Origin of the sequence: Erythrobacter sp. SG61-1L (assembly GCF_001305965.1) — a bacterium.
Lineage (GTDB): Bacteria > Pseudomonadota > Alphaproteobacteria > Sphingomonadales > Sphingomonadaceae > Andeanibacterium.
Window position 1 is genome coordinate 919,374 of the sequence record NZ_JXQC01000003.1, and the last position, 26,458, is coordinate 945,831.

Consider the following 26,458-nt stretch of genomic DNA (forward strand, 5'->3'; position numbering starts at 1 on the left):
TGCGCACGGCATGAACGCCATCGTCGAAGAAATCCGCGCAGCGCTCTGGTCGGTCTGGAACCGGCGATGGCTGGCGTTGGCCGTTGCCTGGGGCCTGTGCCTCGTGGGTTGGCTGGCCGTGGCCATGGTGCCCAATGCCTATGAATCCAAGGCCCGGATCTTCGTTCAGCTGGACGATGTTCTTGCGCAGCAGATCGGCATCGGCACCGGCAGCCGCAAGAAAGACATCGAACGCGTCACCCAGACGCTGACCAGCGCGGTGAACCTTGAAAAGGTCATCCGCTCCACTCGCCTTGGCGAAACAGTGACCACTCCCCGCCAGATGGAATCCGCGGTGGAGAAGCTGGCCGAAACGATCACGGTAAAGAACACCGAGGAAAACCTGTTCGAGATCACCGCCGAAAGCGGGCGACGCGATCTTTCCGATGGCGAGAACGCGCAACTGGCTCAGGACGTGGTGCAGAAGCTGATCGACATCTTCCGCGAACAGAATCTGGGCGGATCGCGCGGGGAAATGCGCGAGACCATCGACTTCCTGGATCAGCAACTGGCAGACAGGCAGAAGCAGCTGGAAAAGGCGGAGCAGGAACGGCTCGCTTTCGAGGCATCGCACCCCGAACTGATCGGCGGCGCGGCGGCAATCTCGCAGCGGCTTGAATCGACCCGAGCGGAAATGCGCAGCGTCGATGCAGATCTTGCAGCGGCGCAAAGTGCGCTGGCGGCCACGGATGGGCAACTTGCGGGCACTCCTCGCACGATTGTTGTGCCCGGGCAGGTCGGTGGTGCGGCGGGCGCGCTGATGCAGGCCGAAGCCAATCTGTCCGATATGCGTGCCCGGGGCCTGACCGACAGCCACCCGGACGTGATTTCGATCGAGAAGCAGATAGCGTCGCTGCGTCAGCAGGCAGCGCGGCAGGGCAATGCGGGCGGCATGCCCAACCCGGCCTATTCCTCGCTGCAATCCATCCGCGCAGAACGCATTGCCAATGTCCAGGCGCTGCAATCGCGCAAGGCGGCGCTTAATTCGGAAATCATGCAGATCACTGCCAACCAGTCGCTCGAACCGGGCGTAGCGGCGGAGGCGCAGCGGATCAGCCGCGACTATGAAGTGCTGCGCGAACAATATGACAAGCTGCTGAAGGATCGCGAGGAACTTCGCCTGCGCGGTCAGGTGGAGACCGAACGCAACGCCGTGAAGTTCGAAGTGATCGACCCGCCGACCACGCCGCGCACGCCTTCCGCGCCCAATCGCCCGTTGTTGCTGTTCGGCGTGCTGGTGATGGGTATCGGCGCCGGGGCAGGGGCTGGCTGGGCAATGGGCCAGTTGCGGTCTTCCTATGCCACGGCGGGCAAGCTTGAAAACACCTTCGACCTACCGGTGATCGGCACGATTTCCCACGTCACAACCGAGGCGAGCCGGATGCTGAAGGCCAGGCGCTTCAAGCTGTTCGCGGCCGGTGCCGGGGGGCTGTGCGGGCTGTTTGTGGTGCTGCTGGCGGTGGAGTTCATCCAGCGCGGCATGGTGGCCTGAGGGAGAGGGATATGACCGAGCAGAGCAAGATCCCGGTTCCTCCCGAAGGTGAAGGCGAGAAGGGCGGCAATTCGCTGTTCGAGCGGGCCAATGGCGCGTTCGACCTTGGCGGTGCGTTCAAGCCAGCCCCGATGCCGAAGGATCTCGCCCAGATCCCCTCGCGCATCAAACGCCCCGCCATGGCGCCCGCGCCGCAGCCCAAGGCAGTTCCTGCCCCGGTGGAAACCCCGGTTGCAGCGCCGGTGGCCCAACCGGTTGCACCTGCCCCGCAGCCTGTTGCGGCAGCGGAGCCGGTCATGTCCGCTCCGGCAGCGGTTCAGGCCGCACCGGTACAGCCAATTCACTTCCAGTCCGCGCGCCATCCGGTTGACCGGGCGCGCCTGCGCGAACAGGGCCTGATCGAGCCGGAAGGTGCGGTGTCCACGCTGCTGGAGGAATTCCGCATCGTGAAGCGCGAACTGCTCCAGTCCGCGCGCGAGGCGCAGGCCAAGGGCGCGGGGGCAATGGCGCAGCGCGTGCTGGTCTGTTCGCCTCTGCCGGGGGAAGGCAAGACCTTCTGTTCCACCAATCTCGCGCTGGCAATGGCGGCGGAAAAGGACAGCGAAGTGCTGCTTGTGGATGCCGATTTCGCCAAGCCTTCGGTGCTGTCCGTACTTGGCCTGCCGGGCGGGCCGGGGCTGATGGACGCGCTGGCCGATCCTTCGATCCGCGTGGAAGACTGCGTAATCGGCACGGATATTCCCGGCCTGTGGGTGCTGCCCGCCGGGAACCAGACCACCCGCGACAGTGAATATCTCGCCTCCGGCCGCACCGTGCAGGTTCTTGACCGGCTTACGCAGGGCGTGCCCGGCCGGATGGTGATTTTCGATTCCCCGCCGGCACTTGCCGCATCGCCCGCAGCCGATCTGGCAAAGCTCGTCGGGCAGACCCTGCTGGTCGTGCGCGCGGATGCCACCGGCCAGAACGCCATCGAGGATGCGCTGCACCTGCTGTCGAATTGCGCCGACATCAAGCTGCTGCTCAACGACGCCAACTTCAGCCCGAGCGGCCGCCGCTTCGGCTCTTACTATGGATATGGAGGCTAGAATGCCCCGCCTCGTTCCCGCTCTCACGCTTGCCCTGGCGCTCGGCGCGGTTCCGGCCGTTGCCTCTGCCAAGGATGCGGGCGAGAAGCCCAAGCAGGTCGACATCGAGCCCTATATCGAAGCGGCACAGGTCGTTTCTGCCGAGCTTTCGCCGGGCGACGACGTTGTCACATACAGCCGCATTGCCGCCGGGGTCGATGCACAGGTGATCGGCCGGAATACGGCGGGCGCCCTGTCATTGCGCTATGAACGCCGCATTGGCTGGGAAGACGATGCTCCCGACGGCGATCTGATCAGCGGCATTGCCCGCGTCGGCATTGGCATTGTGCCGCAGGCCCTTACGCTGGAAGCAGGCGGCCTGGCCGCACGCACCCGCGTGGAAGGCAATGGCGCGTCTATACAAAGCCCGATTGCCGACAACGCCGGCAAGAGCAATATCTATGCTGTCTACGCCGGGCCTTCGCTCCATACCAATATGGGCAATCTGGATGTCGAAGGGCATTACCGCATCGGCTATTCCAAGGTGGAAGAGCCTGATGCTCTGGTGACGGCGCCGGGCGCAGAGCCGGTTGACGTGTTTGACGAGAGCGTGGTCCAGAACGCGCAGATCCGCGTAGGCGCACGCCCAAATGCCCTGCTGCCCGTGGGCATCGGCGTGGGCGCTGGCTGGTATCGCGAGGACATCAACAATCTCGATCAGCGCGTGGACGATCGCCATGTCCGCGCCGACGCCACTCTGCCGGTCAGCCCCTCGCTCGCGCTGGTGGGCGGCATCGGCTATGAGGATGTGGAGATTTCCGCCCGTGACGCGCTGCGTGACGAGCTGGATATGCCGGTGATTGGGGCCGATGGCCGCTATGTCACCGATCCCAATTCGGAACGCCGCATTGCCTATCATACGGACGGCCTGATCTGGGATGCCGGCGTGCTGTGGCGCCCCAGCACGCGCACGTCATTGGAAGCTCATGTGGGCCGCCGTTATGGCTCGATGAGCTATTATGGCTCGCTGTCCTACCAGCCCAGTTCGCGTTCCAGCTTCAACGTCGGTGTTTATGACACGGTGTCGGGCTTCGGCGGGCAGCTCAACAATGCGCTGGCCAACCTGCCGACCGAGTTTCAGGCGATCCGCAACCCGATTTCGGGCGACATCGGCGGCTGTGTCGACAGCCTTGAGAACGGCGTCTGCCTTGGCAGCGCTCTCAGCGCGATTCGTTCCTCCACTTTCCGCGCACGCGGCGTGATGGCTACTTATGCCCATCGTTTCGGCCGCTGGCAGACGGGGATCGGTGCGGGTTACGACAATCGCAAGTTCATCGCCGCCGACGATACGGTGCTGGCCGATGTGGACGGCAAGGCGGATGAGAACATCTGGCTGGCCGCGTTCCTCAATGGGCGCCTGGGTGACAATTCCAGCATCTCGACCAATATCTACGCCAATTGGTTCAACAGTGCTTTCGATCTTTCCGGCAGTTCCACCGGCTATGGTGCATCGGCGGCCTATTATCGTAATCTCACGCAGCGGCTTTCGGCGACTGCCGCCGTCAGCCTGGATGGCGTGAACCGCGACGAGGAAGCGCTGGACGATACTTTGTCGGCCGCTGCGCTGCTCGGCATGCGATATTCGTTCTAAACATTTCGGCCCGTGACCGGAGGTAAAAGATAATGTTCGACGATTTTTACGGGCTCAAGGGGAAGCCGTTCCAGCTTACGCCGGATCCGGCCTTCTATTTCCCCAGCGGGACGCACCGCAAGGCGCTGTCCTACCTGCGCTATGGCCTGGCGCAGGGTGAGGGCTTCATCGTCATCACCGGCGAGGTGGGCGCGGGCAAATCCACGCTGGTGGCGCATCTCGTGGCCTCGGTCGACCCGGCGCAGCTTACGGTGGGGCAGGTCGTCACCAGCAAGCTGGATGGGGAAGAAATTGTCCATGTCGTTGCGCAGAGCTTCGGCCTCGACATCAGCGGCCATGACAAGGCCAGCGCGCTGGGCGCGATCGAAGGCTTCCTGCACGAGGAAGCGCGTTCGGGCCGCCGTTGTCTGCTGATCGTCGATGAATCGCAGAACCTTTCGGTCGCCGCGCTGGAAGAGCTGCGGATGCTCTCCAACTTCCAGCTTGGTTCGCACCCGCTGCTGCAGACCCTTTTGCTCGGTCAGCCGGAATTCCGGGCCATGCTGCAATCGGAAGGCGGGCTGGAACAGCTGCGCCAGCGTGTGATCGCGGCCCACCATCTTGAGCCGATGGATGCCAGCGAGATCGAACCCTATGTGGTTCACCGCCTGAAGCATGTTGGCTGGGAAGGGACGAACCCATCTTTCGACCAGCGCGTGTTTGCGGAACTGTATCAGGCATCGGGCGGCATTCCCCGCCGGATTAACCAGATCGCCAATCGCTTGCTGCTGCTGGGCGCGGTGGAACAGCGTTCGCGCATCGATGCCGCAATGCTCCACGCCGTGCTGGCGGAAATGGACAGCGACAATGCGTTCCCGGCCGCTGCACCGGTCGTCCAGCCGCGCAGCGCTGCGCAGGTTGAACGCGCCGCACAGGCCGATGCCCAGCCCGCTGCGAGCCAGCCTGCTCCCGCGCAGCCCGCACCCGTGCCGGGCGTCCGCCCCGACGTGTTTGAGCGGGCGCTGGCGCAACGTGACGCGCAGATCGCTGAATTGCAGCAGGCGATTGTCGAATTGTCCTATTCGAAGGACGATGCGACTGCTGCGGCGGTCCAGCCGGACATTGCCGCCCTGCATGATCGCATTTCGCAGCTGGAGGCGCGCCTGATCGAACAGGAACGCACGATCCGCCACACGCTCACCATGCTGATCGAGTGGATCGAGAACGACGCAGCCGCACAGATCGCCGCCTGAGGAGCTTTAGGTGAGCGACGAGGCGGCCTCTCCGAAAATTCCCGGGAGCGGCCCGGTTAACGGCCTGTCCGTGGATGTGGAAGACTGGTTCCATGTCGGCGCGTTCGAAAACGTAATCGAGCGGAGCGAGTGGGACGGCCTGACCAGCCGCGTCGAGCGCAATGTGGACCGGATACTCGCCCTGTTTGACGAAGCGGGCGTGAAGGGCACCTTCTTCACGCTGGGCTGGGTAGCGCAGCGTAATGGCGCGCTGTTGCGGCGCATTGCCGATCACGGGCACGAGCTTGCCAGCCATGGCTGGGACCATGCCCGGGTCCACACGCTGGACCGCGTCCGCTTTGCCGACGATCTGCGCAGGGCGCAGTTGGAAATCGAGGATGCGGGCGGCATGCGGGTGGCCGGATATCGCGCGCCCAGCTTTTCCATCGATGCGCGCACGCCGTGGGCATTCGAAGTCCTGGCGGAGCAGGGCTATGCCTATTCTTCCAGCGTCGCGCCGATCGTCCACGATCATTATGGTTGGAGGGAAGCCCCGCGCTTTGCTTTCCGTCCGCTGGCGGATGCGCCGCTGGTAGAAATTCCGGTGACCACGGCGGAATTCGCGGGCAGGCGGCTTGCGGCGGGCGGTGGCGGGTTCTTCCGTGTGCTGCCCTACGGCTTTTCCCGCTGGGCAATCCGTCAGGTCAATCAGCGCGATGACCGGCCAGCCGTGTTCTATTTCCACCCGTGGGAAATCGATCCGGGCCAGCCGCGCGTGGCCAATGCGCCGCTGCGCTCGCGCCTGCGCCATTATACCAATCTGGATGCGATGGCCGGCAAGCTGGGCCGCCTGCTGCGGGATTTCCGCTGGGGGCGCATGGATGCGCTGGCCCGGCGCGAGGCGCGCCGCACGGTGGAAATGGCCGCGTGAACGCTCCCTTTGTCCATTCCGATGAAACTGTGCGCTGCGCCGATCTGCGTCAGCCGGACGAGGCGGCGCGGATCGAAGGCTTCGTGGCTGAAATGGGCGGCACTATTTTCCACCGCCCGGCCTGGCTTTCCGCGGTGGAGCAAGGCACTGGCCAGCAGGCGCTGGGCATTGTCGCGGAAAAGGGCGGGGCGCTGACGGGCTGGCTGCCGCTGACCCGTGTCTGCTCGCCGATCTTCGGGCGGGCGCTGGTTTCCAGCGGGTTCGCCGTGGGCGGCGGCGCATTGGCTCTGCGTGAAGGCACTGCCCATGCCATGGCCCATGCGGCTGAAGAACTGGCGCTGCGTAACAGCTGCACGACAATCGAACTGCGCGGCGGCGCTCTGCCCGCCGATTGGGACATCAGGACCGACAGCCATTGCGGCTTCGAATGCGATCTGGCCGGTGATGACGAGGCGCAGCTTCTGGCAATCCCGCGCAAGCAGCGCGCTGAAGTGCGGAAGGGTCTGGATGCCGATCTGACGGTCCATGTCGGAACCGGCGCGGAAGATCGCGCCGCGCATTATGCGGTCTATGCCGAAAGCGTGCGCAATCTGGGTACGCCCGTCTTCCCGCGCTCTCTGTTCGAAGCGATGCTCGACGGGTTGGACGCGGATATTCTGACGATCCGCCATCAAGGGGCGCCGGTCGCCAGCGTGCTGTCCTTCTATCACGGCGGCGCCGTGCTGCCCTATTGGGGCGGCGGGACATTCGGCGCGCGGAGCCTGCGCGCCAATGACCGGATGTATTTCGAACTGATGCTGCACGCCCGTCGGCGCGGCTGCACACGGTTCGATTTCGGCCGATCCAAGACCAACAGCGGGGCGTGGCATTTCAAGAAGAACTGGGGTTTCGATCCGCAGCCGCTCGCCTATGCCAGCTGGACGGCGCCGGGCGCGGAAAAGCGCGATGTCGATCCCACCAGCGCCCGCCATGCAGCCCGCATCGCCCTGTGGCGGCGCCTGCCGCTGGCCGTTGCCAACCGGCTCGGGCCGGTGATCGCGCGGGGGCTGGGATGAGCGGCGAGATCCTGTTTCTGGCCCATCGCATGCCGTTCCCGCCCGACCGCGGGGACAAGATCCGCTCTCACCATGTGCTCAAGGCATTGGCGGAACTCGCACCGGTGCATGTCGCCACCTTCGCGGATACGGCTGCGGATTGGGACCATGAGGGCGAACTGGCGCAGGTTGCGGCCAGCCACTGCCTTGTGAAGCGCCGGAAACCACTGGCTCTGGCCGGTGTGCAAGCTCTGCTGCGGGGGGAGCCCGTGAGCCTCACTGCTTTCAACAGCGCGCGCCTTGCCCGTTATGTCGATGACATTCTGCGCAATCGGCCGATCTCGGCGATCTACGTCTTTTCGGGGCAGATGGGGCAATATGTCCCCGTGGAGTTCGATGGCAGGCTGGTGGTCGATCTGGTGGATGTCGATTCCGCCAAATTCGATGCCTATGCGCAAGGCCGGCACGGACCGCGCGCCTGGATCGATGCGCGGGAAGGGCGGTTGCTGCGGGCGGAGGAGGAACGGCTCGCCCACCTGGCCGCCGCGACCCTGCTGGTGAGCGAGGCTGAGGCCGAATTGCTCACCTCTCGCCTTTCCGCGCCGGGGCCTGCCAATGTCCGCGCGCTGGGCAACGGGATCGACACGAGGTTCTTCAATCCCGCCGCGACCTTGCCGGCCCTGTCGATGAAGGAAGAGCCGGGGCCGCATCTCGTCTTCACCGGACAGATGGATTACGCGCCCAATGTCGAGGCGGCGCTGCGCGCGAAAAGTCACATCCTGCCGGAACTGCAGCGGGACTGGCCACAGGCGCAGTTGCACATCGTCGGCCGCGCCCCCGTGCCTGAACTGCTGGCGCTGGATGGCACCGGTGGTGTCCGCATTTGGGGCGAAGTGCCTGATGTAAGGCCGTTTCTTGCCGGTGCGGATATCGCGCTGGTGGCTCTTTCCATCGCGCGTGGCGTACAGAACAAGGTGCTGGAAGCGATGGCTATGGCCCGCCCTGTCGTGCTGACACCCGGCGCGGCAACCGGCATCGGCGGGCAGGATAATGTCCACTTCGCGATTGGTGAAAGCGATCAGGCGCTTGTCGCACGGATCAAGGGCCTGCTCGCCAGCCCTCCGGCGGCGCGGGCGATGGGCGCTGCCGCGCGGCAATTCGTGATCGAACAGCGCGGATGGAAGGCAATGCTGGCCGATCTTCCGGCGATCATGGGCATGCCCCAGCCGGGCGAGGCACGGCGTGACGCAGCGTGAGGCCGTGATGCCGGGCGGAATGGCGGGCAATCTCCTGGCGCACTTGCCGGAGGACTGGCGATTGCCCCTGCTGCGTTTGGCCATTGCCTGGGTGGGCCTGACAGCATGGTTCTGGCACGACTGGGCCGAAATGGCGGACCAGTGGTGGAACAGCTCCACCTATAATCACATTCTGTTGGTGCCCGCGATTGTGGGCTGGCTCGTCTGGCTGCGGGCAAAGGAATTGGTCAAGCTGACTCCGAGCAGTTGGTGGCCGGGGTTGATCATCGTGGCCGGGGCCATGGCGCTATGGCTGCTGGGCGCGATTTCCGGCCTCAACCTGGTGCGCCAGCTTGGTGCCGTGGTGGCAATGCAGGGCGCAGTGGTCGCGCTAATCGGTCCGCGTGCCACAGCCGGGCTGGTGTTTCCGCTCGCCTATATGTTGTTCCTCGTCCCCTTTGGCGACGAGTTGGTCCCTGCCTTGCAGATGATCACCGCCAAGCTGACCATCGCCCTTGTCCATCTCAGCGGCATCCCGGCAGAGATCGAAGGGGTGTTCATCGACACACCCATCGGCCTGTTCGAAGTGGCGGAAGCCTGTTCAGGCGTGAAATTCCTGATCGCAATGGTCGCGCTCGGCACATTGGTAGCCCATATCTGCTTTGAGCGCTGGGGCAGGCGGGCGGCGTTTCTGGCAGTAGCGATCATCCTGCCCATCCTCGCCAATGGCGTGCGTGCATGGGGCACAATCTATATCGCGCAGTTTCAGGGCATCGAGTTTGCCAAGGGCTTCGATCACATCTTCTATGGCTGGGTATTCTTCGCCATCGTAATGGCGATCCTGCTCGCGATTGGCTGGCGCTTTTTCGATCGCGCGCCGGATGATGCGCTGATTCATGCCGATGATATCGCAGCTTCACCCTTGCTCGGCAGGCTCGCGGCCTGGCGCATGAACGGGTGGGGGGCGCTCGGCGCAATTGCCGCTCTTTCACTTCTGTCTGGCGCGTGGGCCGCACGGGCGGAGCAACTCGCCGCACCGGTTCCTCCGCAGGTCGCTTTGCCAGTGGTACCGGGCTGGACCGTGGTGGATTACGCGCCGCAGGTCTGGTGGCAGCCACGCGCAAGCGGCGCCGATCACCGCCTTTTGGGCCGCTATCGGGATAGTGAAGGGCATGAGGTGGATGTGTTTTATGCCTTCTATGCAGCACAGGATGAAGGGCGCGAGGCCGGGGCCTTCGGGCAGGGCGCCTTGGTGCCCGATACGGACTGGCGCTGGCTCAAGCCCGGGCCGCCGATTGCTGACGCCCAAGCCGATCTTCTGCTCGCTCAGGGCAGCGTGACGCGGCTCGCTGCAACCTTCTACCGCACGGGCGATCTGCTGACCGGTAGCAATTCGCGCCTCAAGCTTGCCAATATGCGTGACCGGTTGCTGGTCCATGCCGAACCGACCATGACCCTGATCCTCTCCGCCGAAGAACGACCGGGCCATCCCGCAGCCGAGAGCATCGCCGCCTTCCGCCGCGCCACTGGACCTACGGGCGAGTGGATGGACGGCATCGCGCAACTTCCCTAACCGCTAAGCCCATGTGCGGAATTGCCGGTATCTTTCATTGTCAGACGCCCAAGCCGGTCGATCCTGTGCGGGTGGAACGCATGTGCGAGGCGCTGGCCCATCGCGGGCCTGACGGGTCAGGCGTGTGGACCGCGCCGGGCGTCGGGTTGGGCCACAGGCGGCTTTCGATCATTGACCTCGCCGGTTCTCCGCAGCCGATGCAATCGGGCGATGGGGGGGCGGTGATCGTCTTCAACGGCGAAATCTATAATTTCCGCGAATTGCGCCGCGAGCTTGAGGCGGGCGGGGCGGAATTTCGCACGCATGGCGATACGGAAGTGATTCTTGCCGCCTGGCGCAAATGGGGCGTCGATTGCCTTGAGCACCTGCACGGCATGTTCGCCTTCGCGCTGTACGATCTGGCGGATCGCACCCTGTTCCTGGCGCGTGACCGACTGGGCGTGAAGCCGATCTTCATGGCACAGCTCAGCGATGGCAGCCTTGCCTTTGCATCTGAATTGAAGGGCTTGCTCGCCCATCCGATGCTGCGTCGCGAGGCTGATCCGCTGGCGATCGAGGATTATCTCACTTGGGGCTATGTGCCCGATCATCGTTCGATCCTGAAGGGTGTGGAGAAGCTGCCCGCTGGCCATTACCGGCTGCTGCGGCATGATGCATCGCCCGCCGCGCCGGTGAAATGGTGGGACGTCAGCTTTGCCGAGCGTCGCCGGAGTTCCGATGCCGATCTGGGCGCGGAACTGCTGCACCATCTGCGCGAGGCGGTGACGTCTCGCATGGTGTCCGATGTGCCGCTGGGCGCGTTCCTTTCCGGCGGGGTGGATAGTTCCAGTGTCGTCGCCCTTATGGCCGAAGCGAGCCGGGAGCCGGTGCGCACATGTTCCATCGGCTTCGATGTCGCGTCGGAGGATGAGACATCCTACGCCAGCGAAGTAGCCCGGCTGTTCGCGACCGATCATCGCAGCCGCACAGTCGCAGCGGACGATTTCGCGGAGCTGGACCGGCTTGCTTCCATGTTCGACGAGCCATTTGCGGATGCATCTGCCTTGCCGACATGGCGCGTATGCCAGTTGGCGCGCGAGCATGTTACCGTGGCTCTGTCCGGTGACGGGGCTGACGAGGCATTTGCCGGTTATCGGCGGCAGATATTCCAATCGCATGAAGAACGGGTGCGCTCGGTCCTTCCTGCGGCACTGCGTGGCCCTGTCTTCGGCACTCTGGGCGCGCTCTATCCCAAGGCAGACTGGGCGCCGCGTATGCTGCGGGCCAAGGCGACGTTCCAGGCCCTGTCGGTCAATGGTGAGGAGGCCTATGCCGCCGCCCTGGCAGTGAACCGGCCGGAATTGCGCACTTTGCTCTACAGCGACGATTTGCGCGGCAAGCTGGCGGGCTACCGGGCGGAGCGTCCCTTCGTGGACATGATGCGAGCGGCCCCGGCTCGTTCCGGGCTGGACCGGGCGCAATATGCCGATCTGAAATTCTGGCTGCCGGGCGACATCCTGACCAAAGTGGATCGAACCAGCATGGCGGTAAGCCTTGAGGCGCGTGAGCCTTTGCTGGACCATCGCCTGATCGAATTTGCCGCCACCCTGCCTGAGCGGATGCGAGTGCGCGGTAAACAGGGCAAGTGGCTGATGAAGCAGACCATGCGCCGTTACCTGCCGGATTCCATTCTTTTCCGCCCCAAACAGGGCTTCGTCACACCCATCGCCCAGTGGCTGCGCGGGCCGCTGGCGAGCGAGGCGAGGGGGATCGCCACCTCTGCCATGATAGCCCGGACAGGGTGGTTCGACGGGGCACGGATCGGCCGGATTGCGGAAGATCATATTGCCGGGAGGGCGGACCATTCACGGCTGTTGTGGCAGTTGCTGATGCTCGATCGCTCGCTGAACGGACTGGGAATTTCAGGCTGAAACAAGCCTGTCGCAAACGCCGCAACTGTCGAATCTGATTGGGGTTTTCCGCCAGGTTTGTTCCGATACGGGTCATTGCCTAGCATTATGGTAAACAAAACGTTTGCCAAGGGACTCCTGCTTGACGTAGATTCTTCAATGACTTCTGCGCAGAACATAACAAAAGCGCGGAAAACGGGGGTCGCGAAAAGAGGGATCTATGGATCGACTGGCGAGCAGTCTCGACAGGAGTGAAACGGGCTCGGAAGGGGCAGAACGCCCCGTGATGGTGCTTGGTGAAGGCGAGGAACATCTCGTCACTGCCGGCGCCCGGCATCTGGCCATTCCTGACGAGTTATTCAGGCTGAATGAACTGGATGTCCTCTACGAGGATTCCCGGCAGACCCTGTGGACCTATATGCGGCCTGCAGGCAGGCCGAGCTTCTCTCCCGCAATGCTGGGCGATTTCGTCAATTGGCAGCGGCTGATTGGCGACAATTTCGGGCCGGGCAAGGTGCCGTTGCGCTATCTGGTGCTGGCCAGCCGATCTCCGGGTGTGTTCTGCTTCGGCGGCGATCTTGAGCTGTTTCAGCGCCTGATCCGCGAGCGCGATCGCGCCAGCCTTGCGCAATATGGCTACAAATGCGTGGAAATCCTCCAGCGCAACACGCAATGCCTTGATCTGCCGATGCTCACCATCGGACTGGTCGAAGGCGCTGCGCTAGGCGGCGGGTTTGAGGCGCTGCTTTCCTTCGACTATATCATTGCCGAACGTGGCGCGACCTTCGGGTTGCCGGAAGTGATGTTCGGCCTGTTCCCCGGCATGGGCGCGCATGCCTATCTGTCGCGTAAGCTAGGCACGGCAATGGCCGACCGCCTGATTGTGTCGAACGAGACCTATACGGCGGAGCAGATGTACGACCTCGGCATCGTCCACAAGCTGGCCGAGCCGGGCGAAGGCCTTAATGCCTGTCGTGAGTTCATCGACAAGTCGGAAAGGCGCCATGGCGGGCTGGTCAATGCTCGTAGGGCGATGAAAGTGGCGCAGCCAATCCGGCTTGAGGAAATGAAGCGGATCGTCGACCTGTGGGCCGATGCGGCGCTGCAATTGCGTGAGCAAGACCTCAAGGTGATGAGCCGCCTGGCTTCGGCGCAGACGCGACTGGCCCGCGTAGCCTGATCTTTTTGAATGCGTAGAAGGGCTGGATTGGCTGTGGCCAGTCCGGCCCTTTTGCTGTGCAGGTGCAGCGTACCAGCGCCGAAGTGGCTCTCTTCAGGCTTCTACTCGCCTGCGCCGTGGCCTTTGGCCAAATAGTCGGCGCTTTGCATTTCCATCAGGCGGCTGATGGTCCGATCGAATTCGAAACGTCCGTCACCAGCGGCATATAGAGCTTCTGGTTCGGCCGCAGCGGCGGCCAGCAGGATGACGTTATGCTCGTAAAGAGCATCGATCAGCGTAACGAAACGCGCGGCCTCGTTGCGTTGATCCGGCCCCATCACCGGAACGCCGACAAGGATTACCGTGTGATATGTACGGGCAATGGCCAGATAGTCCGCCGCGCCGCGAGCCTCTCCGCACAGGCGCTTGAAGCTGAACACGGCCACGCCCTTCAGGCTCTTTGGGACGAATAAAGTGCGTCCGCCGCCCACGTCCAGTTCACCGCTGGGCACATGCGCAGCGTCTTCAGGGGCATAGTCGGTCAGGCGAAAGAACGCCTCGCGCACCTGCGCGGTCGCTTCGGCCCCAAGAGGGGTGTGCCAGGTAGCCATGCCGCCGAGGCGCTGAAGCCGATAGTCGACCGGGCCATTGAGCGCCAACACGTCCATTTCCTGTTCGATCAGCGCGATGAAAGGCAGGAAATGCTCCCGATTCAGCCCGTCCTTGTAGAGTTCCGAAGGCGCGCGATTGGAGGTTGTTACAACTGTTACACCCTCATCCATCATCAGCGCCCGGAACAGGCGGCTCATGATCATCGCGTCAGCGGAATTGTTAACCACCATCTCGTCGAACGCCAGCACACGCAGGCCTTGCGCAAGCCGTGCCGCTACAAGAGGGATCGGATCTCCGCTCTCGCTCTGGCGGACCTCGCGCATCAGGGCGTGAACTTCCAGCATGAAGGCGTGAAAGTGGACACGGCGCTTTTCGGGGATCGCCAGCGTTTGGTGAAACAGATCCATCAACATGGATTTGCCCCTTCCAACGCCGCCCCAAAGATAGGCGCCGCGCGGGTTTTTGGCCTTTCGCCTTAGCAGCTTGCCCAGCAGGCCGGGCTTCTCCTGCCCCAGTTCCAACTCGCGTTGAAGTGCGTCTAGCCTGGCAGCGGCTGCGCGTTGCTCTGCATCCGGGCGCAATTCGCCAGCGGTCAGCAGTGCCTCATAGCGAGCCAGCATTCCGGTCATCAGCGGGAATGGTTCTCGCGCGGTTGCATCGCTTCGAACTTGGGGAGATCGGGATCGAAACGGTCCCAGCTTGGCGCGTCCTTCAAGTAGATCACGCTTTGCGGATTCGCCGCGCTGGGATCATCGAGCGACCCGGCCTGAACCATGATGTGCTCGCCGGGCAGGTCGCCTGAAGTGTAGAGGCGCCCGGCGCAAGTGCCGCAGAAATGCCGCGTTACGCTGCCGCCGGTTTCGCCGACATTGGTGTAGGTTGCTGGCGTGCCTTGCAGTTCGAGCTGGCTCTTGTGAATGCCGACAATCGTTGTGTGGCCAGTGCCGGTCGCCTTCTGACAATCCTTGCAGCAGCATTGCGAAACGAACAGACTGGGGCCGGTCAACCTGTAGCGGATCGCACCGCACAGGCATCCGCCTTCCAGAACCTGGCCAGCTTCAACCATGGTGTCAGGCGTGCCTTTCGGCCTGCATCTTCTTGATTTCCGCGATCGCGCGGGCCGGGCTAAGCCCCTTGGGGCAGGCATTGGCGCAATTCATGATCGTGTGGCAGCGATAGAGGCGGAAGGGATCTTCCAGCTCGTCCAGTCGCTCACCGGTCATTTCGTCGCGGCTGTCGGCCAGCCAGCGATAGGCCTGCAGCAGGATCGCCGGGCCGAGGAATTTGTCCGAATTCCACCAGTAGCTGGGGCACGAGGTGGAGCAGCAGGCGCACAGAATGCACTCATACAGACCGTCCAGCTTCTCGCGCTGTTCCGGGCTTTGCAGACGCTCCTTGCCCGAAGGGGTGGGGCTGACGGTCTGCAGCCAGGGACGGATCGAGGCATACTGGGCGTAGAAATGAGTGAAATCGGGCACGAGATCCTTCACCACTTCCATATGCGGCAGCGGGGTGATGCGGATTTCGCCCGAACCGCAATCCTCGATCGCGGTGGTGCAGGCCAGGCCGTTCTTGCCATTGATGTTCATCGCGCAGGAACCGCAGATGCCTTCGCGGCAGGAACGACGGAAGGTCAGCGTGGGATCGACCTCATTCTTGATCTTGATGAGCGCGTCCAGCACCATCGGGCCGGTCTTCTCCAGATCCAGTTCGAACGTATCGAAGCGCGGATTTTCGCCGCTGTCCGGATCGTAGCGATAGACCTTGAACTTCTTCGGCGCGGCGGCGCCTGCTGCCGAATGGTCGCGGCTCTTGCCGGTGATCTTGCTGTTCGCGGGGAGAGTGAAGGTTGCCATCGGTGCGATCCTGCTGAGTCCCGTCCTCTCTAGCGATTGTGCGGCGCGGGGCAAGGCACCGGGACGTGAAAAAGACCATTGCGTCATCGCCTTCAGCCAGCCCATTACCTTGCACAAGAGAACTGGCGGCCGGCGCAACGACGCATGGCCCGAATGAGGGGATGATGGATGGGCCTTCGGCACTGGTATGAGGAGACGATTCTCCCCAAGATCATCAAATGCGCCTGCAACGACGAGCGTATTGAGGAGCTGCGCGCCCATGTGGTGCCACTGGCGCAAGGAAGCGTGTTCGAACTGGGCTGCGGGGGCGGCCTGAACCAGAAGCTCTATGATCCCAAACGCGTGACGGCCTTCGCCGCGATCGATCCTTCACCTGCCATGCTGGACGGCGCGCTGAAGGCTGCGCAGGAGAAGGGCTGGCCCGCCGACATCCGGCAGGGCCGAGGCGAGGCCATTCCGTTTGAAAACGAAACTTTCGACACGGTTGTGTGCACCTACACCATGTGTTCGGTCGACAATCAGGAACTGGTGCTGAAGGAAATGCGGCGTATCCTCAAGCCTGGCGGCAAACTGCTGTTCCTGGAGCATGGCCGGGCGCCGGAAGTGAAGGTCTATCGTCATCAGCGGATGATCGAGCCGGTCTGGAAGCGCATGATGGGCAATTGCCACCTGACCCGCGAAGTGGCTGGCGCCGTCAGTCGCGGCGGGTTCGAAGTGCAGGACATGTCAAACACCTACATGGACAAGATGCCTCGTTGGGCCGGGTTCATGGAGTGGGGCGTGGCCGTAAAGGCGGGAAATTGAGCGGACAGGAAGGCGAGGGCGCGCGATGGTTCAACTGACGAATGAAGAACGGGCCATGCTGGACGGCGATCAGGGGATTGCTGTCCAGCGAGCGATGGAACTGCTGGTCCGCTATGCCGAGGCGCTGGATGCGGATCGCTTCGTATACACAAACAACATCGCCGGCGTGCCTGGTTCCTCGCCGCAATGGGTGAAGGACTATTACGCAGCCGATGGCGGGGATTATCGCGCGGTTTTCTGCCGGTTCGATCTGGATGCCGATGACGTGTTCGACGTGCCCCGGATGAACGCCTTTTCCTGCCATCTGCAAGGCGGAATGGACCCGGTGCTGTGGCGCGAACAGGGGATGAGTGAAGAGGCCTTCGCCAATTTCGCCTCTGACGAGCGCGAGGTTGCGGCCCATGGCATTCAGGTTCTGAAGACTTGCACGCCCTATCTGGCTGGCAATGTGCCGGTGATGGGTGAGCACTGTGCCTGGATGGAATCTTCCGCCGTGGTGCTGTGCAACTCCGTGCTGGGTGGGCGGACCAATTGCGAAGGGCGGGAATCCACCAGCGCGGCCATGCTCGCGAAACGTGTGCCCAATTGGGGTTTTCACCGGGACGAGTTCCGCCGAGGGCACCATGCAGTGCAAGTGGATTATCCCGTGGACTCGATCTTCGAATGGGGGATGCTCGGCTATTTCACCGGCGATGCGGTGCAGGATGCCATCCCCGTTCTGGACGGACGGATCGAGCAGCCCAGTCTGATCCGCCACAAGCATTTCGGTGCGGCGGCGGCATCGTCCGGCGGGGTGGAGATGTACCACATGGTGGGCATCACGCCGGAGGCGTCGAGCAGGGAATCCGCATTCGGCGGGGCGGATTGTGGGGAGCGCTTCGTCTACGATGCAGCGGCCCGCAAACGGATTTACGAGACGCTCAACAGCGTCGGTTCGTGTGAGGATGTCGATTTCGTGATGCTGGGCTGTCCGCATTACTCCATCGAACAGATCGCCGAAGTGGCTGCGCTGCTGGAGGGCCGCCGCGTGCATGAGAACTCGGCGCTGTGGGTCTTCACCAGCCGGGCAGTGAAGGCCACTGCCGATGCCAATGGCTACACTAAAGCGCTCAGGGAAGCAGGGGCCTTGCTGATGACGGACACTTGTTCCTCAATCAGCCGGATCGCCCCGCCGGGGGCGAAGGTTGCTGCACTCGATAGCGCGAAGCAGGTACACTATCTGCCTGCAATGATGGGCTTGGAAGGCTGGTACGGCACCACCGCGCAATGCGTGGACGCGGCGTGTACCAGCAAGTGGCGGGGAGGGCTGGCATGAGCGAGGCAGAAGCAATCGAGCGGCCCGCGAAGGCCGGCGGCGAGCCTCGACTGGTACTCCATGGGCGCAAGGTTGTCGGCGGAGTGGTGGAGGGCGAGGCCATCGTCACTCATGACACGATCTCGGGCTGGGGCGGAATCGATTCCATGACCGGCACGATCATCGAAAGCCGCCACGAACTTGTCGGGCAGAGCTTTGCAGGCAAGGTGCTGATCTTTCCGGGTGCCAAGGGTTCTTCGGGCTGGTCTGGCGCGTTTCATACCACGCGGATTGCCGGAGTGGCCCCGCTGGCCATGGTATTCAACATCATGACCACCAAAGCGGCACTTGGCGCGGTAGTGATGCGCGTGCCGACCGTGACTGCACTGGATGGTGACCCGTGCGAACTGATCCGCACCGGCGACTGGGTGCGCGTCGACGGCGACGCCGGGACAGTTTCGGTCTGGTAGGGGCAGTAGCTGGCGGGCTTAGTCGACCAGCTCGCCAGCTTTCACGACTTTGGCAGGATGTTCCAGCACGGTGACATCCGTCAGCGGATCCCCGCTCACCGCTACCATGTCGGCCCATGCGCCGGGCTTGAGCGTGCCGACCTGGCCGTTCTGGCCAAGGGCATCGGCAGCGTTCAGCGTGGCGGCGCGGATGGCGTCGAGCGGGGCCATCCCGTATTCGACCATGATCCTGAACTGGCCGGCGGCGGTTTCATGCGGCATCACGCCCGCATCGGTGCCGAAGGCCATTTTGACGCCAGCTTTGAATGCCTTGCGAAAATTGTCGCGCTGGATCTGGGCGACTTCGCGGTCCTTTCGCAGATTGTCTTCCAGCACGCCATTCGCCTTGCCGGTGGCCTGGGTGTATTCGGTGTTGAAAACGTCCATCACCAGATAGGTGCCGTGTTCCTTGGCGAGGCGAATGCCTTCGTCGTCGATCAGGCTGGCATGTTCGATCGTGTCGATGCCGCCTCGAATGGCGGCCTTGATACCGTTGGCGCCGTGGGCATGGGCGGCCACCTTGAGGCCCCACAGATGCGCTTCATCGGCAATGGCGCGCAATTCCGCCTCAGTCAGTTGCTGCTGGCCCGGTTCCGTATTGCGAGAGAAGACGCCGCCAGTGGCGCAGACCTTGATGACCTCAGCGCCGTATTTGCGCTGCTCGCGCACACGCTTGCGCAATTCGTCCACGCTGTCGCCCACGCCGGGGCTTTTCGCTTCGAAGCTGGGCGGCAGGAAGGTTTCATCGCAATGGCCGCCGGTTGCACCCAATGCATAATTGGCATTCACGATGCGTGGGCCACTGATCCAGCCGGCTTCGATCGCCTGATCGACCCCGGCCACATTATAGTCGGAATCGCCGACATTGCGCACGGTCGTGAAACCCGCTTTCAGCATGCGCTGCGCATTCACTACACCGATGACGGTCCAGAAGCGGTCGGTGAATTCCAGCGCGTTGTAGCCGCCATATTCCGGCCGCCCATCGAGATGGACATGCATGTCGATCAGGCCCGGCAGAACGGTGAGGCCGGACAGGTCGACCACGTCCGCACCGGCGGGCGCCTGTGCGCCGGGGGTGACAGTCTCGACCTTGCCATCGATGACCTTGATCAGTGGATCGGCGACATACTTGCCGCCTTCCACATCAAGCATCCTTGAGGCCTTGATGTAGACCGTCCCGGCCGTTGCTGGCCCCGCCAATGTTGCCGCGAGCGCGGTGGCGATGGCGAGGTTCCTGACGGCCGGGAGGATCTTCATTGGATTATTCTCCGAAAGTGCGCTGCCACCAGCCGCGACGGGGTGGGGAGGCCGGTTCGTCCGATCCGGCTTCCTCTGCCGCTGCGGGCTGAGCTTCCGGCTCCGGCGCGGGCGCCGGTTCGGCGGGGGCGGTTTCCACCGGGGCAGGGTCCGTTTCGGGAGCAGCTGCTTCGGCTTCGGCGGCAGGCTCAGCCTTCTTGCGGCGAGTGCGCTTGGGCTTGGCCGGTGCTTCCTCCGCCGGGGCTTCGACTGCTGCCGCCTCGGCGGGAGCTTCCGCTGCCTCGGCTGCAGCTGCTGCCTCGGCTTCGATGTCGGCCTTCTTACGGCGAGTGCGCTTGGGCTTGGCGGGCGCTTCTTCGGCGGCGGGGGCCGCTTCCTCGGCCGGCACAGCCTCGGTTGCGGGTTCCTCCTTCACCTTCTTTGCGCGGCTGCGGCGCGGCTTCGGCTTGGGTTCCTCGGCAGGGGCTTCTTCGGCGGGAGCCTCCGGTGCGGGCGCTTCCTCGGTTACAGGTTCGCCAGCTTCGACATCGGCGGTTTCACCGCTTTCGCCTTCGCTTCCTTCGCCGTCACTTGCTTCGTCGGAACCTTCGCCTTCGAACTCGCCATCCAGCCGCTTCTTGCGGCGGTTGCGACCGCCGCGGCGGCGACGCTTCTTGCGCGGGGCGCCTTCGCCATCCTCTTCGGAGGAGCTATCGGCCTCAGCGGCTTCACTGTCTTCAGCCTCGCTCTCGGCATCGCTATCGCCTTCTTCGGCGCTATCGTCCTCATTGCCTTCGCCCAGTTCGTCGCGGCGCTTGCGCCCACGGCCGCCACGACGGCGACGGCGGCGCTTCTTGCGATCTTCGCCTTCGGCGGTTTCTTCCTCTTCCTCTTCGTCCTCGAAGATTTCGAGTTCTTCCTCTTCCTCGATCTCGTCGATGATCGGTTCAAAGCGGGGCAGGGAAGTCGGACGCGGGCCGCCGGATGCGACACGCATCTTCGCGCCCTCGTTTTCGCCTTCCGGGATCACCTGCACGGCCACGCCATAGCGATCCTCGATCTCATGCAGATCGGCGCGCTTGGCGTTGAGCAGGTAGATCGAGGCTTCCGTGCTGGCATAGAGCGTAATGATCGTGCCCTTGCCCTTGGCGGCTTCGTCCTCGATCAGGCGCAGGGCGGAAAGGCCCGCGCTGGATGCTGTGCGGACAAGGCCGGTACCGTCGCAATGCGGGCAGGAGCGGGTGGTTGCTTCCAGCACGCCGGTGCGCAGGCGCTGGCGGCTCATTTCCATCAGGCCGAAGCTGGAGATGCGGCCCACCTGAATGCGCGCACGATCGTGCTTCAGGGCTTCCTTCATCGCGCGTTCGACTTTGCGGATGTTGGAATTGTATTCCATGTCGATGAAGTCGATCACCACCAGACCGGCCATGTCGCGCAGACGCAACTGGCGGGCGATTTCATGCGCCGCTTCCAGATTGGTGGCCAGCGCAGTCTGTTCGATCCCGTGTTCCTTGGTGGAACGGCCCGAGTTGATGTCGATCGACACCAGCGCTTCGGTCGGGTTGATGACAATGTAACCGCCGGACCGCAGCTGCACGACCGGATCGTACATCGCGGTCAACTGATCTTCCGCGCCATAGCGCTGGAACAGGGGGACCGGGTCCGAATAGGCCTTCACCCGCCGCGCATGGCTGGGCATCAGCAGCTTCATGAAGTCGCGCGCGGCCTTGTAGCCGAACTCGCCCTCGACCACGACTTCCTCGATATCGCGATTATAGATATCGCGGATCGCACGCTTCACCAGATCGCTGTCCGAATGGATCAGCGTCGGTGCGGAGCTCTTGAGCGTATTCTCGCGGATTTCGTCCCACAGGCGAGCGAGATAATCGAAGTCGCGCTTGATCTCCGGCTTGGTGCGCTGGAGACCGGCGGTGCGAACGATGCAACCCATGGTCTTGGGCAGCTTCATTTCGGCCACGATCTGCTTCAGGCGCTTGCGGTCTGCCGCATTGGAGATCTTGCGCGAAATGCCACCGCCATGGGTGGAGTTGGGCATCAGCACGCAATAGCGCCCGGCGAGGCTGAGATAAGTGGTAAGAGCGGCGCCCTTGTTGCCGCGTTCTTCCTTCACAACCTGAACCAGCAGAACCTGGCGGCGATGGATCACGTCCTGAATCTTGTAGCGGCGGCGCAGGGCCATGCGCTTGGCGCGCACTTCGTCCACTTCCTTGGCGCGGGCGCGGTTGCCGCCGCGACCCTGACGGCGGCCTCGGCCGCGACGGGGGCGGTCATTTTCCTCGGCGCCTTCGTCTTCGGCGGTTTCGCCGTCATCCTCGTCGCCAGAGGTGTCGCCATCTTCGGCATCTTCCTCGTCGCCATCGGCAATAGCGCCGCCTTCGATCGTGGCGACATCGTCCTTCTCGGACGTATCGATTTCTTCCACGCCGTCATCGCCGGCCATTTCGTCGGCAAAGCTGTCGCCCTCGCTATCGTCGGCGTAGGCGTCTTCTTCTTCCTCTTCCGCAGCGCGCAGAGCAGCTTCCTCGGCGGCGGCTTCAGCCTCTTCCGCCAGCAGTGCCTCGCGATCTTCGCGCGGAATCTGGTAATAATCGGGATGAATTTCGCTGAAAGCGAGGAACCCGTGACGGTTGCCGCCGAAATCGACGAATGCCGCCTGCAGAGAAGGTTCTACGCGAGTAACCTTGGCTAGGTAGATATTGCCTTTGATCTGCTTGTGTTCAGCAGATTCAAAGTCGAACTCTTCAATACGATTGCCCTTGAGCACCGCCACCCGCGTTTCTTCCGGGTGGCGCGCATCGATCAGCATGCGCGTTGCCATTATGAATTCTCCAGGCGCGCCTTGTTCCTGCGACCTTCTCGTCTGTGGAGGAAGCGGCGCGCACATATGCGTTGAAACCGGCGGCCCGTGGACGGTGCCTTTCGTGGCGGCCGGAAATGGAAATTTCGCCGGTCTGCAGTGCGCAGCCGGCGAAGCGGATCGTGTCTGCGGAACTGAGAATGCGCGGCCCGTTCCCGGTATGCTGCGCCACAATGCGCCGCGACATCGCAACACAGCCTTGCGGCTGCGGCGATCGTACGGGGCAAAGGATTCTCATTTCGGCATCAACCTGTATGCGGCCCGGACCTTTTTCCAGGGACATGCGTTCCCTTGGATATAGTCCGGATATTGACCGGGGGTTACTGCGCGGCGATCTCCTCCGCGGCGGTGCCTGCGCCTTGGGCTGCAGCAGCGCTGGTAGGGTCTCCACAAGGCAGGACTGCCCGGTTGGAACGTGCTAGCACTGCCTTTTTTCATCGGCAACCGCTTTGCGCACGAAAATTGCGCGAGGGTTTCGAAATTTCGCTTGTCCCCTTATTGCCTGCGCACCTAAGCGAAAGGGCGATGGCAGTGCGTGTCCAGCTCTGGCTCCTGTTTCTTGCTCCGCTGGCTGTTCTGGCGGGGTTATATGTGTTCGGGTTGACCTTGCCCGTGCCGGCCCTCGGGCGATCCTACGTTATCCGTTTCGAACTTCCGGTGGCAGGCAAGGCGATTGATTTACCGCCCGTGCAAGGCCCTCAGGACGTGACCATGCCGCTGGTTGTCATCGACGCCGGGCATGGTGGGCACGATCCGGGCGCATCTGGCGAAGGGCTGGAGGAAAAGCGTATTGTGCTTGGCCTGGCCCTGGCCTTGCGTGACCGCCTGTTGCAGCAGGGCGGCATCCGCGTCGCATTGACCCGTAGCGATGACCGTTTTCTCGTCCTGCAGGAACGCGCGGAAATCGCGCGCAGGCTCGGCGCGGACCTGTTTCTTTCAATCCACGCGGATTCCGCCGGCGACGAAAGCGCGGTTCAGGGGGCGAGCGTCTACACACTGTCCGAAAAAGCGTCGGACGAGGCAGCGGCCCGATTTGCCGCCCGTGAAAACAATGCCGACAGGCTCAACGGAATTTCCCTTTCGGGTCAGAACGACGCGGTCAGTGCGATCCTTGTCGATTTGTCGCAGCGGCGCGTGCAGGAGGAATCCTCGGAATTCGCGCAATTGATCGTGCGTGAAGGGGAGGGGGCGATCGAGTTCCATCCCGAGCCACGCCGCGCGGCGGCACTGGCGGTACTTCGTGCGCCGGATGTACCTTCGGTGTTGTTCGAAGCGGGTTTCGTGACCAATCCCAAGGATGCGGAGCGGCTTGCCTCGCCGGAGGGGCGCGTGCGCTTCGCGAGGGCAATGGAAAATGCCATCCGGGTCTATTTCGCGCGCAATTCGGCAAGCGCGGTGCAATAGAGCGCTTCCTTCTGGCATCGGGCGAACACGCCGTGCTAAGGCGCCCGCAACCATGAGCGAGACCGATCAATCCGCCCCGCAATCGATCCATTACCGGATCCGCCGCGAAGCGCACAGCGTGCTGACCTGGTGGCGCGAAAACTGGCGCCAGAGCCGTGCATTCCGCTGGGCCACCATGGCCATTGGCGCCCTGCTGCTGCTGTGGCTGCTTATCTGGCTGCTGCTGGCGCGCAATCTGCCCGACGCCAAGATGCTGCTGGAATACGAACCGCCGCTGCCCACCATGGTGCGCGGGATCGACGGTGAGATCGTCGATTCCTATGCGCGCGAGCGACGGGTGCAATTGCAGTTCCGCGATTTTCCCAAGCCGCTGATCAACGCCTATCTCGCGGCCGAGGACAAGACGTTCTGGACGCATGGCGGCGTGGACATCACCGGTTTTGCCGGGGCGGTGTTCGACTATGTCAGCAAGATCGGCAGCGGCCAACGCGCGAAGGGTGGTTCGACCATCACGCAGCAGGTGGCCAAGAACATCCTTGTGGGGGACGAATATTCGATCACCCGCAAGCTGAAGGAAATGCTGCTCGCCCGCCGCATCGAAGGGGTGCTGACCAAGCAGCAGATTCTTGAACTCTACCTCAACGAAATTCCCCTTGGCCGACGCAGCTTTGGTGTGCAGGCCGCTTCGCGCGCTTACTTCGGCAAGGACGTGAACGAGTTGCAGCTCCACGAGGCTGCCTTCCTGGCGATCCTGCCCAAGGCACCTGAACGCTATGGCCGCCCGCAATATCACGACACGGCGATCGAGCGCCGCAACTGGGTGCTGGACGAGATGGTGGAGAACGACTTCATCTCGCGCGCCCAGGCCGATGCCGCCAAGGCGCAGCCGTTGGGCCTCGTCACTCAGCGGCCGGAATATACCACGGTCGATGCCGGCTATTTCATGGAAGACGTGCGCCGCCAGTTGATCGACAAATTCGGCGAGCAGGCGAAGGATGGCCCGAACAGCGTCTATGCAGGCGGGCTGTGGGTGCGCACTTCGCTTGATCCGGAACTGCAGAAGGCGGGCAGCGATGCCTTGCGTGCGGGCCTGCTGCGCTATCAGTCGGCCAGAGGCTGGAGCGGCCCGATCGCAACTATCGACATGGCGAAGGGTGACTGGCGCGGACAGCTCCAGAGTTCCTTCCTGTCAGTCAAATATCTGAACTGGCGTGTCGGGGTGGTGACGTCCCGTTCGGGTAGTTCCGGCCGGATCGGTTTCACCGATGGCAAGGAAGCGCCTTTGGTCGGTCTGCCCGACAAGCTGAAGGAAGGCGACGTGATTGCTGCCACGCCGGAAGGCAATGGCTGGCGCGTGCGCAGCGTGCCGGAGATTTCCGGCGGCTTCCTGGCCGAGAACCCCAATACCGGTCGCGTCCTGGCAATGCAGGGCGGGTTCGATCCCCGGCTCGACAGCTTCAACCGCGCCACGCAGGCACTGCGCCAGCCCGGTTCGACCATCAAGCCATTCGTCTACGCCACTGGGCTGGATCAGGGGATGACACCGGCCACGATGGTGCCGGATGCGGAATATTGTTACTATCAGGGCGCTGCTCTGGGCGAGAAGTGCTTCCGCAACTTCGGCGGCTCTCGTGGCGGCGGCGAACATACGATGCGTTGGGGCCTCGAACAGTCGCGCAACCTGATGACCATGCATATCGCGATGGATTCAGGCATGCCCAATGTGGTCAAGACGATCGACCGGATGGGCATCGGCAAGTACGAACCTTATCCTGCGGTTTCGCTGGGCGCTGGCGAGACGACTGTAGCGCGCATGGTCAATGCCTATTCCGCGCTGGTCAATCATGGCGTGCAGTTCAACCAGACCACCATCGACTTCGTGCAGGATCGGCGCGGCAAGGTGATCTGGCGTGCGGACCAGCGTGAATGCACCGGCTGCAATATGGCGCAATGGGACGGCAAGGCGATGCCCCGTCTGAAGCCGGTGGGCAAACAGGTGCTGGATGCGCGCACCGCTTTCCAGGTGGTGCATATGCTGGAAGGCGTGGTCCAACGCGGGACGGCAGTGGTCCTGCGCGACCTCAACATGCCTTTGTTCGGCAAGACGGGCACCACTAACGGGCCGACTAATGTCTGGTTCGTGGGTGGATCGCCCGACATCGTGGCCGGGGTCTATATGGGCTTCGATAAGCCGCGTAACATGGGTGGTTATGCCCAGGGCGGCACGATCGCGGCGCCGATCTTCAAGCAGTTCGTCAAGGAAAGCCGTGATCGCTGGACCGGGCGCCCGTTCGAAGCCCCGGCAGGTATCCGCATGGTGAAGATCGACCGTGCTACCGGCCGCCGCGTGTTCGGCGCCTGGCCGACTGACGATCCCAAGGCGAGCGTGATCTGGGAGGCGTTCAAGCCCGACACCGAGCCTCGCCGCGCCGCATTGCAGGACGAGATCGACGCAATGCGCGACCTGATCATTGCCCAACTCAGAAGGCGGGAACAAGGCTCGCAGCAAGGCGTTACAGATGGCAGTTCCGAGGCCGGCCAGCCGCAGAATTTCGCAGAAGAGCAGGGCGGCCTTTATTAAGGTAAG

20 protein-coding genes are annotated in these 26,458 nt (G+C 63.2%); 15 read left to right on the top strand and 5 right to left on the bottom strand.

The window, feature by feature from the left end; translation table 11 throughout:
• Positions 1-10: 10 nt before the first annotated feature.
• The 10 genes from SZ64_RS04790 to SZ64_RS04835 all read left to right on the top strand — a co-directional run bounded on the left by SZ64_RS04790 (position 11) and on the right by SZ64_RS04835 (position 13,299).
• The gene (locus SZ64_RS04790; RefSeq protein WP_054529775.1) at positions 11-1,531 is read left to right on the top strand and encodes an XrtA system polysaccharide chain length determinant; all 1,521 of its coding nucleotides are present in this window, start codon (positions 11-13) and stop codon (positions 1,529-1,531) included.
• Positions 1,532-1,542: 11 nt separating this feature from the next.
• Positions 1,543-2,616, top strand: a complete 1,074-nt coding sequence (locus SZ64_RS04795) for a capsular biosynthesis protein (protein WP_054529776.1) — start codon at positions 1,543-1,545, stop codon at positions 2,614-2,616.
• A 1-nt stretch (position 2,617) separates the two neighbouring features.
• Positions 2,618-4,246: a preprotein translocase subunit YajC gene (locus SZ64_RS04800; protein WP_241772981.1), complete on the top strand. Its 1,629-nt coding sequence runs from the start codon at positions 2,618-2,620 to the stop codon at positions 4,244-4,246.
• A gap of 32 nt (positions 4,247-4,278) precedes the next feature.
• A complete protein-coding gene (locus SZ64_RS04805) occupies positions 4,279-5,478 on the top strand; it encodes an XrtA/PEP-CTERM system-associated ATPase (protein ID WP_054529777.1) in 1,200 nt (399 codons plus the stop codon).
• Between the two features lie 37 nt (positions 5,479-5,515).
• Positions 5,516-6,388 (top strand): XrtA system polysaccharide deacetylase, encoded by an 873-nt coding sequence (locus SZ64_RS04810; RefSeq protein ID WP_054532089.1) that lies wholly within the window; start codon positions 5,516-5,518, stop codon positions 6,386-6,388.
• A complete protein-coding gene (locus SZ64_RS04815) occupies positions 6,385-7,443 on the top strand; it encodes a FemAB family XrtA/PEP-CTERM system-associated protein (RefSeq protein ID WP_054529778.1) in 1,059 nt (352 codons plus the stop codon). The genes SZ64_RS04810 and SZ64_RS04815 overlap by 4 nt, the downstream gene beginning before the upstream one ends.
• On the top strand, positions 7,440-8,678 hold the full coding sequence (locus SZ64_RS04820) for a TIGR03087 family PEP-CTERM/XrtA system glycosyltransferase (protein ID WP_054529779.1): 1,239 nt from the start codon (positions 7,440-7,442) through the stop codon (positions 8,676-8,678). The genes SZ64_RS04815 and SZ64_RS04820 overlap by 4 nt, the downstream gene beginning before the upstream one ends.
• Positions 8,665-10,230 carry an exosortase A gene (xrtA, locus tag SZ64_RS04825; protein WP_241772982.1) on the top strand — a complete coding sequence of 522 codons (1,566 nt, stop codon included), beginning with the start codon at positions 8,665-8,667 and terminating at the stop codon, positions 10,228-10,230. The genes SZ64_RS04820 and xrtA overlap by 14 nt, the downstream gene beginning before the upstream one ends.
• Before the next feature lie 11 nt (positions 10,231-10,241).
• Positions 10,242-12,140 carry an XrtA/PEP-CTERM system amidotransferase gene (locus SZ64_RS04830; protein WP_054529780.1) on the top strand — a complete coding sequence of 633 codons (1,899 nt, stop codon included), beginning with the start codon at positions 10,242-10,244 and terminating at the stop codon, positions 12,138-12,140.
• A gap of 199 nt (positions 12,141-12,339) precedes the next feature.
• A complete protein-coding gene (locus SZ64_RS04835) occupies positions 12,340-13,299 on the top strand; it encodes a crotonase/enoyl-CoA hydratase family protein (protein WP_082384439.1) in 960 nt (319 codons plus the stop codon).
• A 101-nt stretch (positions 13,300-13,400) separates the two neighbouring features.
• Here the strand turns inward: SZ64_RS04835 and zapE are convergent, their stop codons facing one another.
• The 3 genes from zapE to SZ64_RS04850 are packed head-to-tail and all read right to left on the bottom strand — an operon-like array spanning position 13,401 to position 15,746.
• Positions 13,401-14,519: a cell division protein ZapE gene (gene zapE / locus SZ64_RS04840; RefSeq protein ID WP_054529782.1), complete on the bottom strand. Its 1,119-nt coding sequence runs from the start codon at positions 14,517-14,519 to the stop codon at positions 13,401-13,403.
• Positions 14,519-14,956 carry a GFA family protein gene (locus SZ64_RS04845; RefSeq protein ID WP_054529783.1) on the bottom strand — a complete coding sequence of 146 codons (438 nt, stop codon included), beginning with the start codon at positions 14,954-14,956 and terminating at the stop codon, positions 14,519-14,521. Before SZ64_RS04845 ends, zapE begins: the two co-directional genes overlap by 1 nt.
• A gap of 4 nt (positions 14,957-14,960) precedes the next feature.
• Positions 14,961-15,746, bottom strand: coding sequence for a succinate dehydrogenase iron-sulfur subunit (locus SZ64_RS04850; protein ID WP_054529784.1), 786 nt, complete (start codon positions 15,744-15,746; stop codon positions 14,961-14,963).
• Positions 15,747-15,914: 168 nt separating this feature from the next.
• Here SZ64_RS04850 and SZ64_RS04855 point away from each other — a divergent pair, with 168 nt between their 5' ends.
• Genes SZ64_RS04855 through SZ64_RS04865 form a run of 3 tightly spaced genes read left to right on the top strand, consistent with a single transcriptional unit; the run spans position 15,915 to position 18,314 of the window.
• A complete protein-coding gene (locus tag SZ64_RS04855; protein ID WP_054529785.1) occupies positions 15,915-16,550 on the top strand; it encodes a class I SAM-dependent methyltransferase in 636 nt (211 codons plus the stop codon).
• A 25-nt stretch (positions 16,551-16,575) separates the two neighbouring features.
• Entirely contained in the window at positions 16,576-17,865 is a 1,290-nt protein-coding gene (locus SZ64_RS04860) for an aconitase X catalytic domain-containing protein (protein WP_054529786.1), read from the top strand.
• Positions 17,862-18,314, top strand: a complete 453-nt coding sequence (locus SZ64_RS04865; protein ID WP_054529787.1) for a DUF126 domain-containing protein — start codon at positions 17,862-17,864, stop codon at positions 18,312-18,314. The genes SZ64_RS04860 and SZ64_RS04865 overlap by 4 nt, the downstream gene beginning before the upstream one ends.
• 18 nt (positions 18,315-18,332) lie before the next feature.
• Here SZ64_RS04865 and SZ64_RS04870 read toward each other — a convergent pair whose 3' ends face one another.
• Together SZ64_RS04870 and SZ64_RS04875 are read right to left on the bottom strand one after the other, a co-directional pair.
• The gene (locus SZ64_RS04870; protein ID WP_054529788.1) at positions 18,333-19,610 is read right to left on the bottom strand and encodes an amidohydrolase family protein; all 1,278 of its coding nucleotides are present in this window, start codon (positions 19,608-19,610) and stop codon (positions 18,333-18,335) included.
• 4 nt (positions 19,611-19,614) lie between these two features.
• Positions 19,615-22,428 (bottom strand): ribonuclease E/G, encoded by a 2,814-nt coding sequence (locus SZ64_RS04875; protein ID WP_054529789.1) that lies wholly within the window; start codon positions 22,426-22,428, stop codon positions 19,615-19,617.
• Between the two features lie 348 nt (positions 22,429-22,776).
• Here SZ64_RS04875 and SZ64_RS04880 point away from each other — a divergent pair, with 348 nt between their 5' ends.
• Both SZ64_RS04880 and SZ64_RS04885 read left to right on the top strand, forming a co-directional pair.
• Positions 22,777-23,871, top strand: coding sequence for an N-acetylmuramoyl-L-alanine amidase (locus tag SZ64_RS04880; RefSeq protein ID WP_347230254.1), 1,095 nt, complete (start codon positions 22,777-22,779; stop codon positions 23,869-23,871).
• 52 nt (positions 23,872-23,923) lie between these two features.
• Entirely contained in the window at positions 23,924-26,452 is a 2,529-nt protein-coding gene (locus SZ64_RS04885; protein ID WP_054529791.1) for a transglycosylase domain-containing protein, read from the top strand.
• The last annotated feature ends 6 nt before the right edge of the window (positions 26,453-26,458 follow it).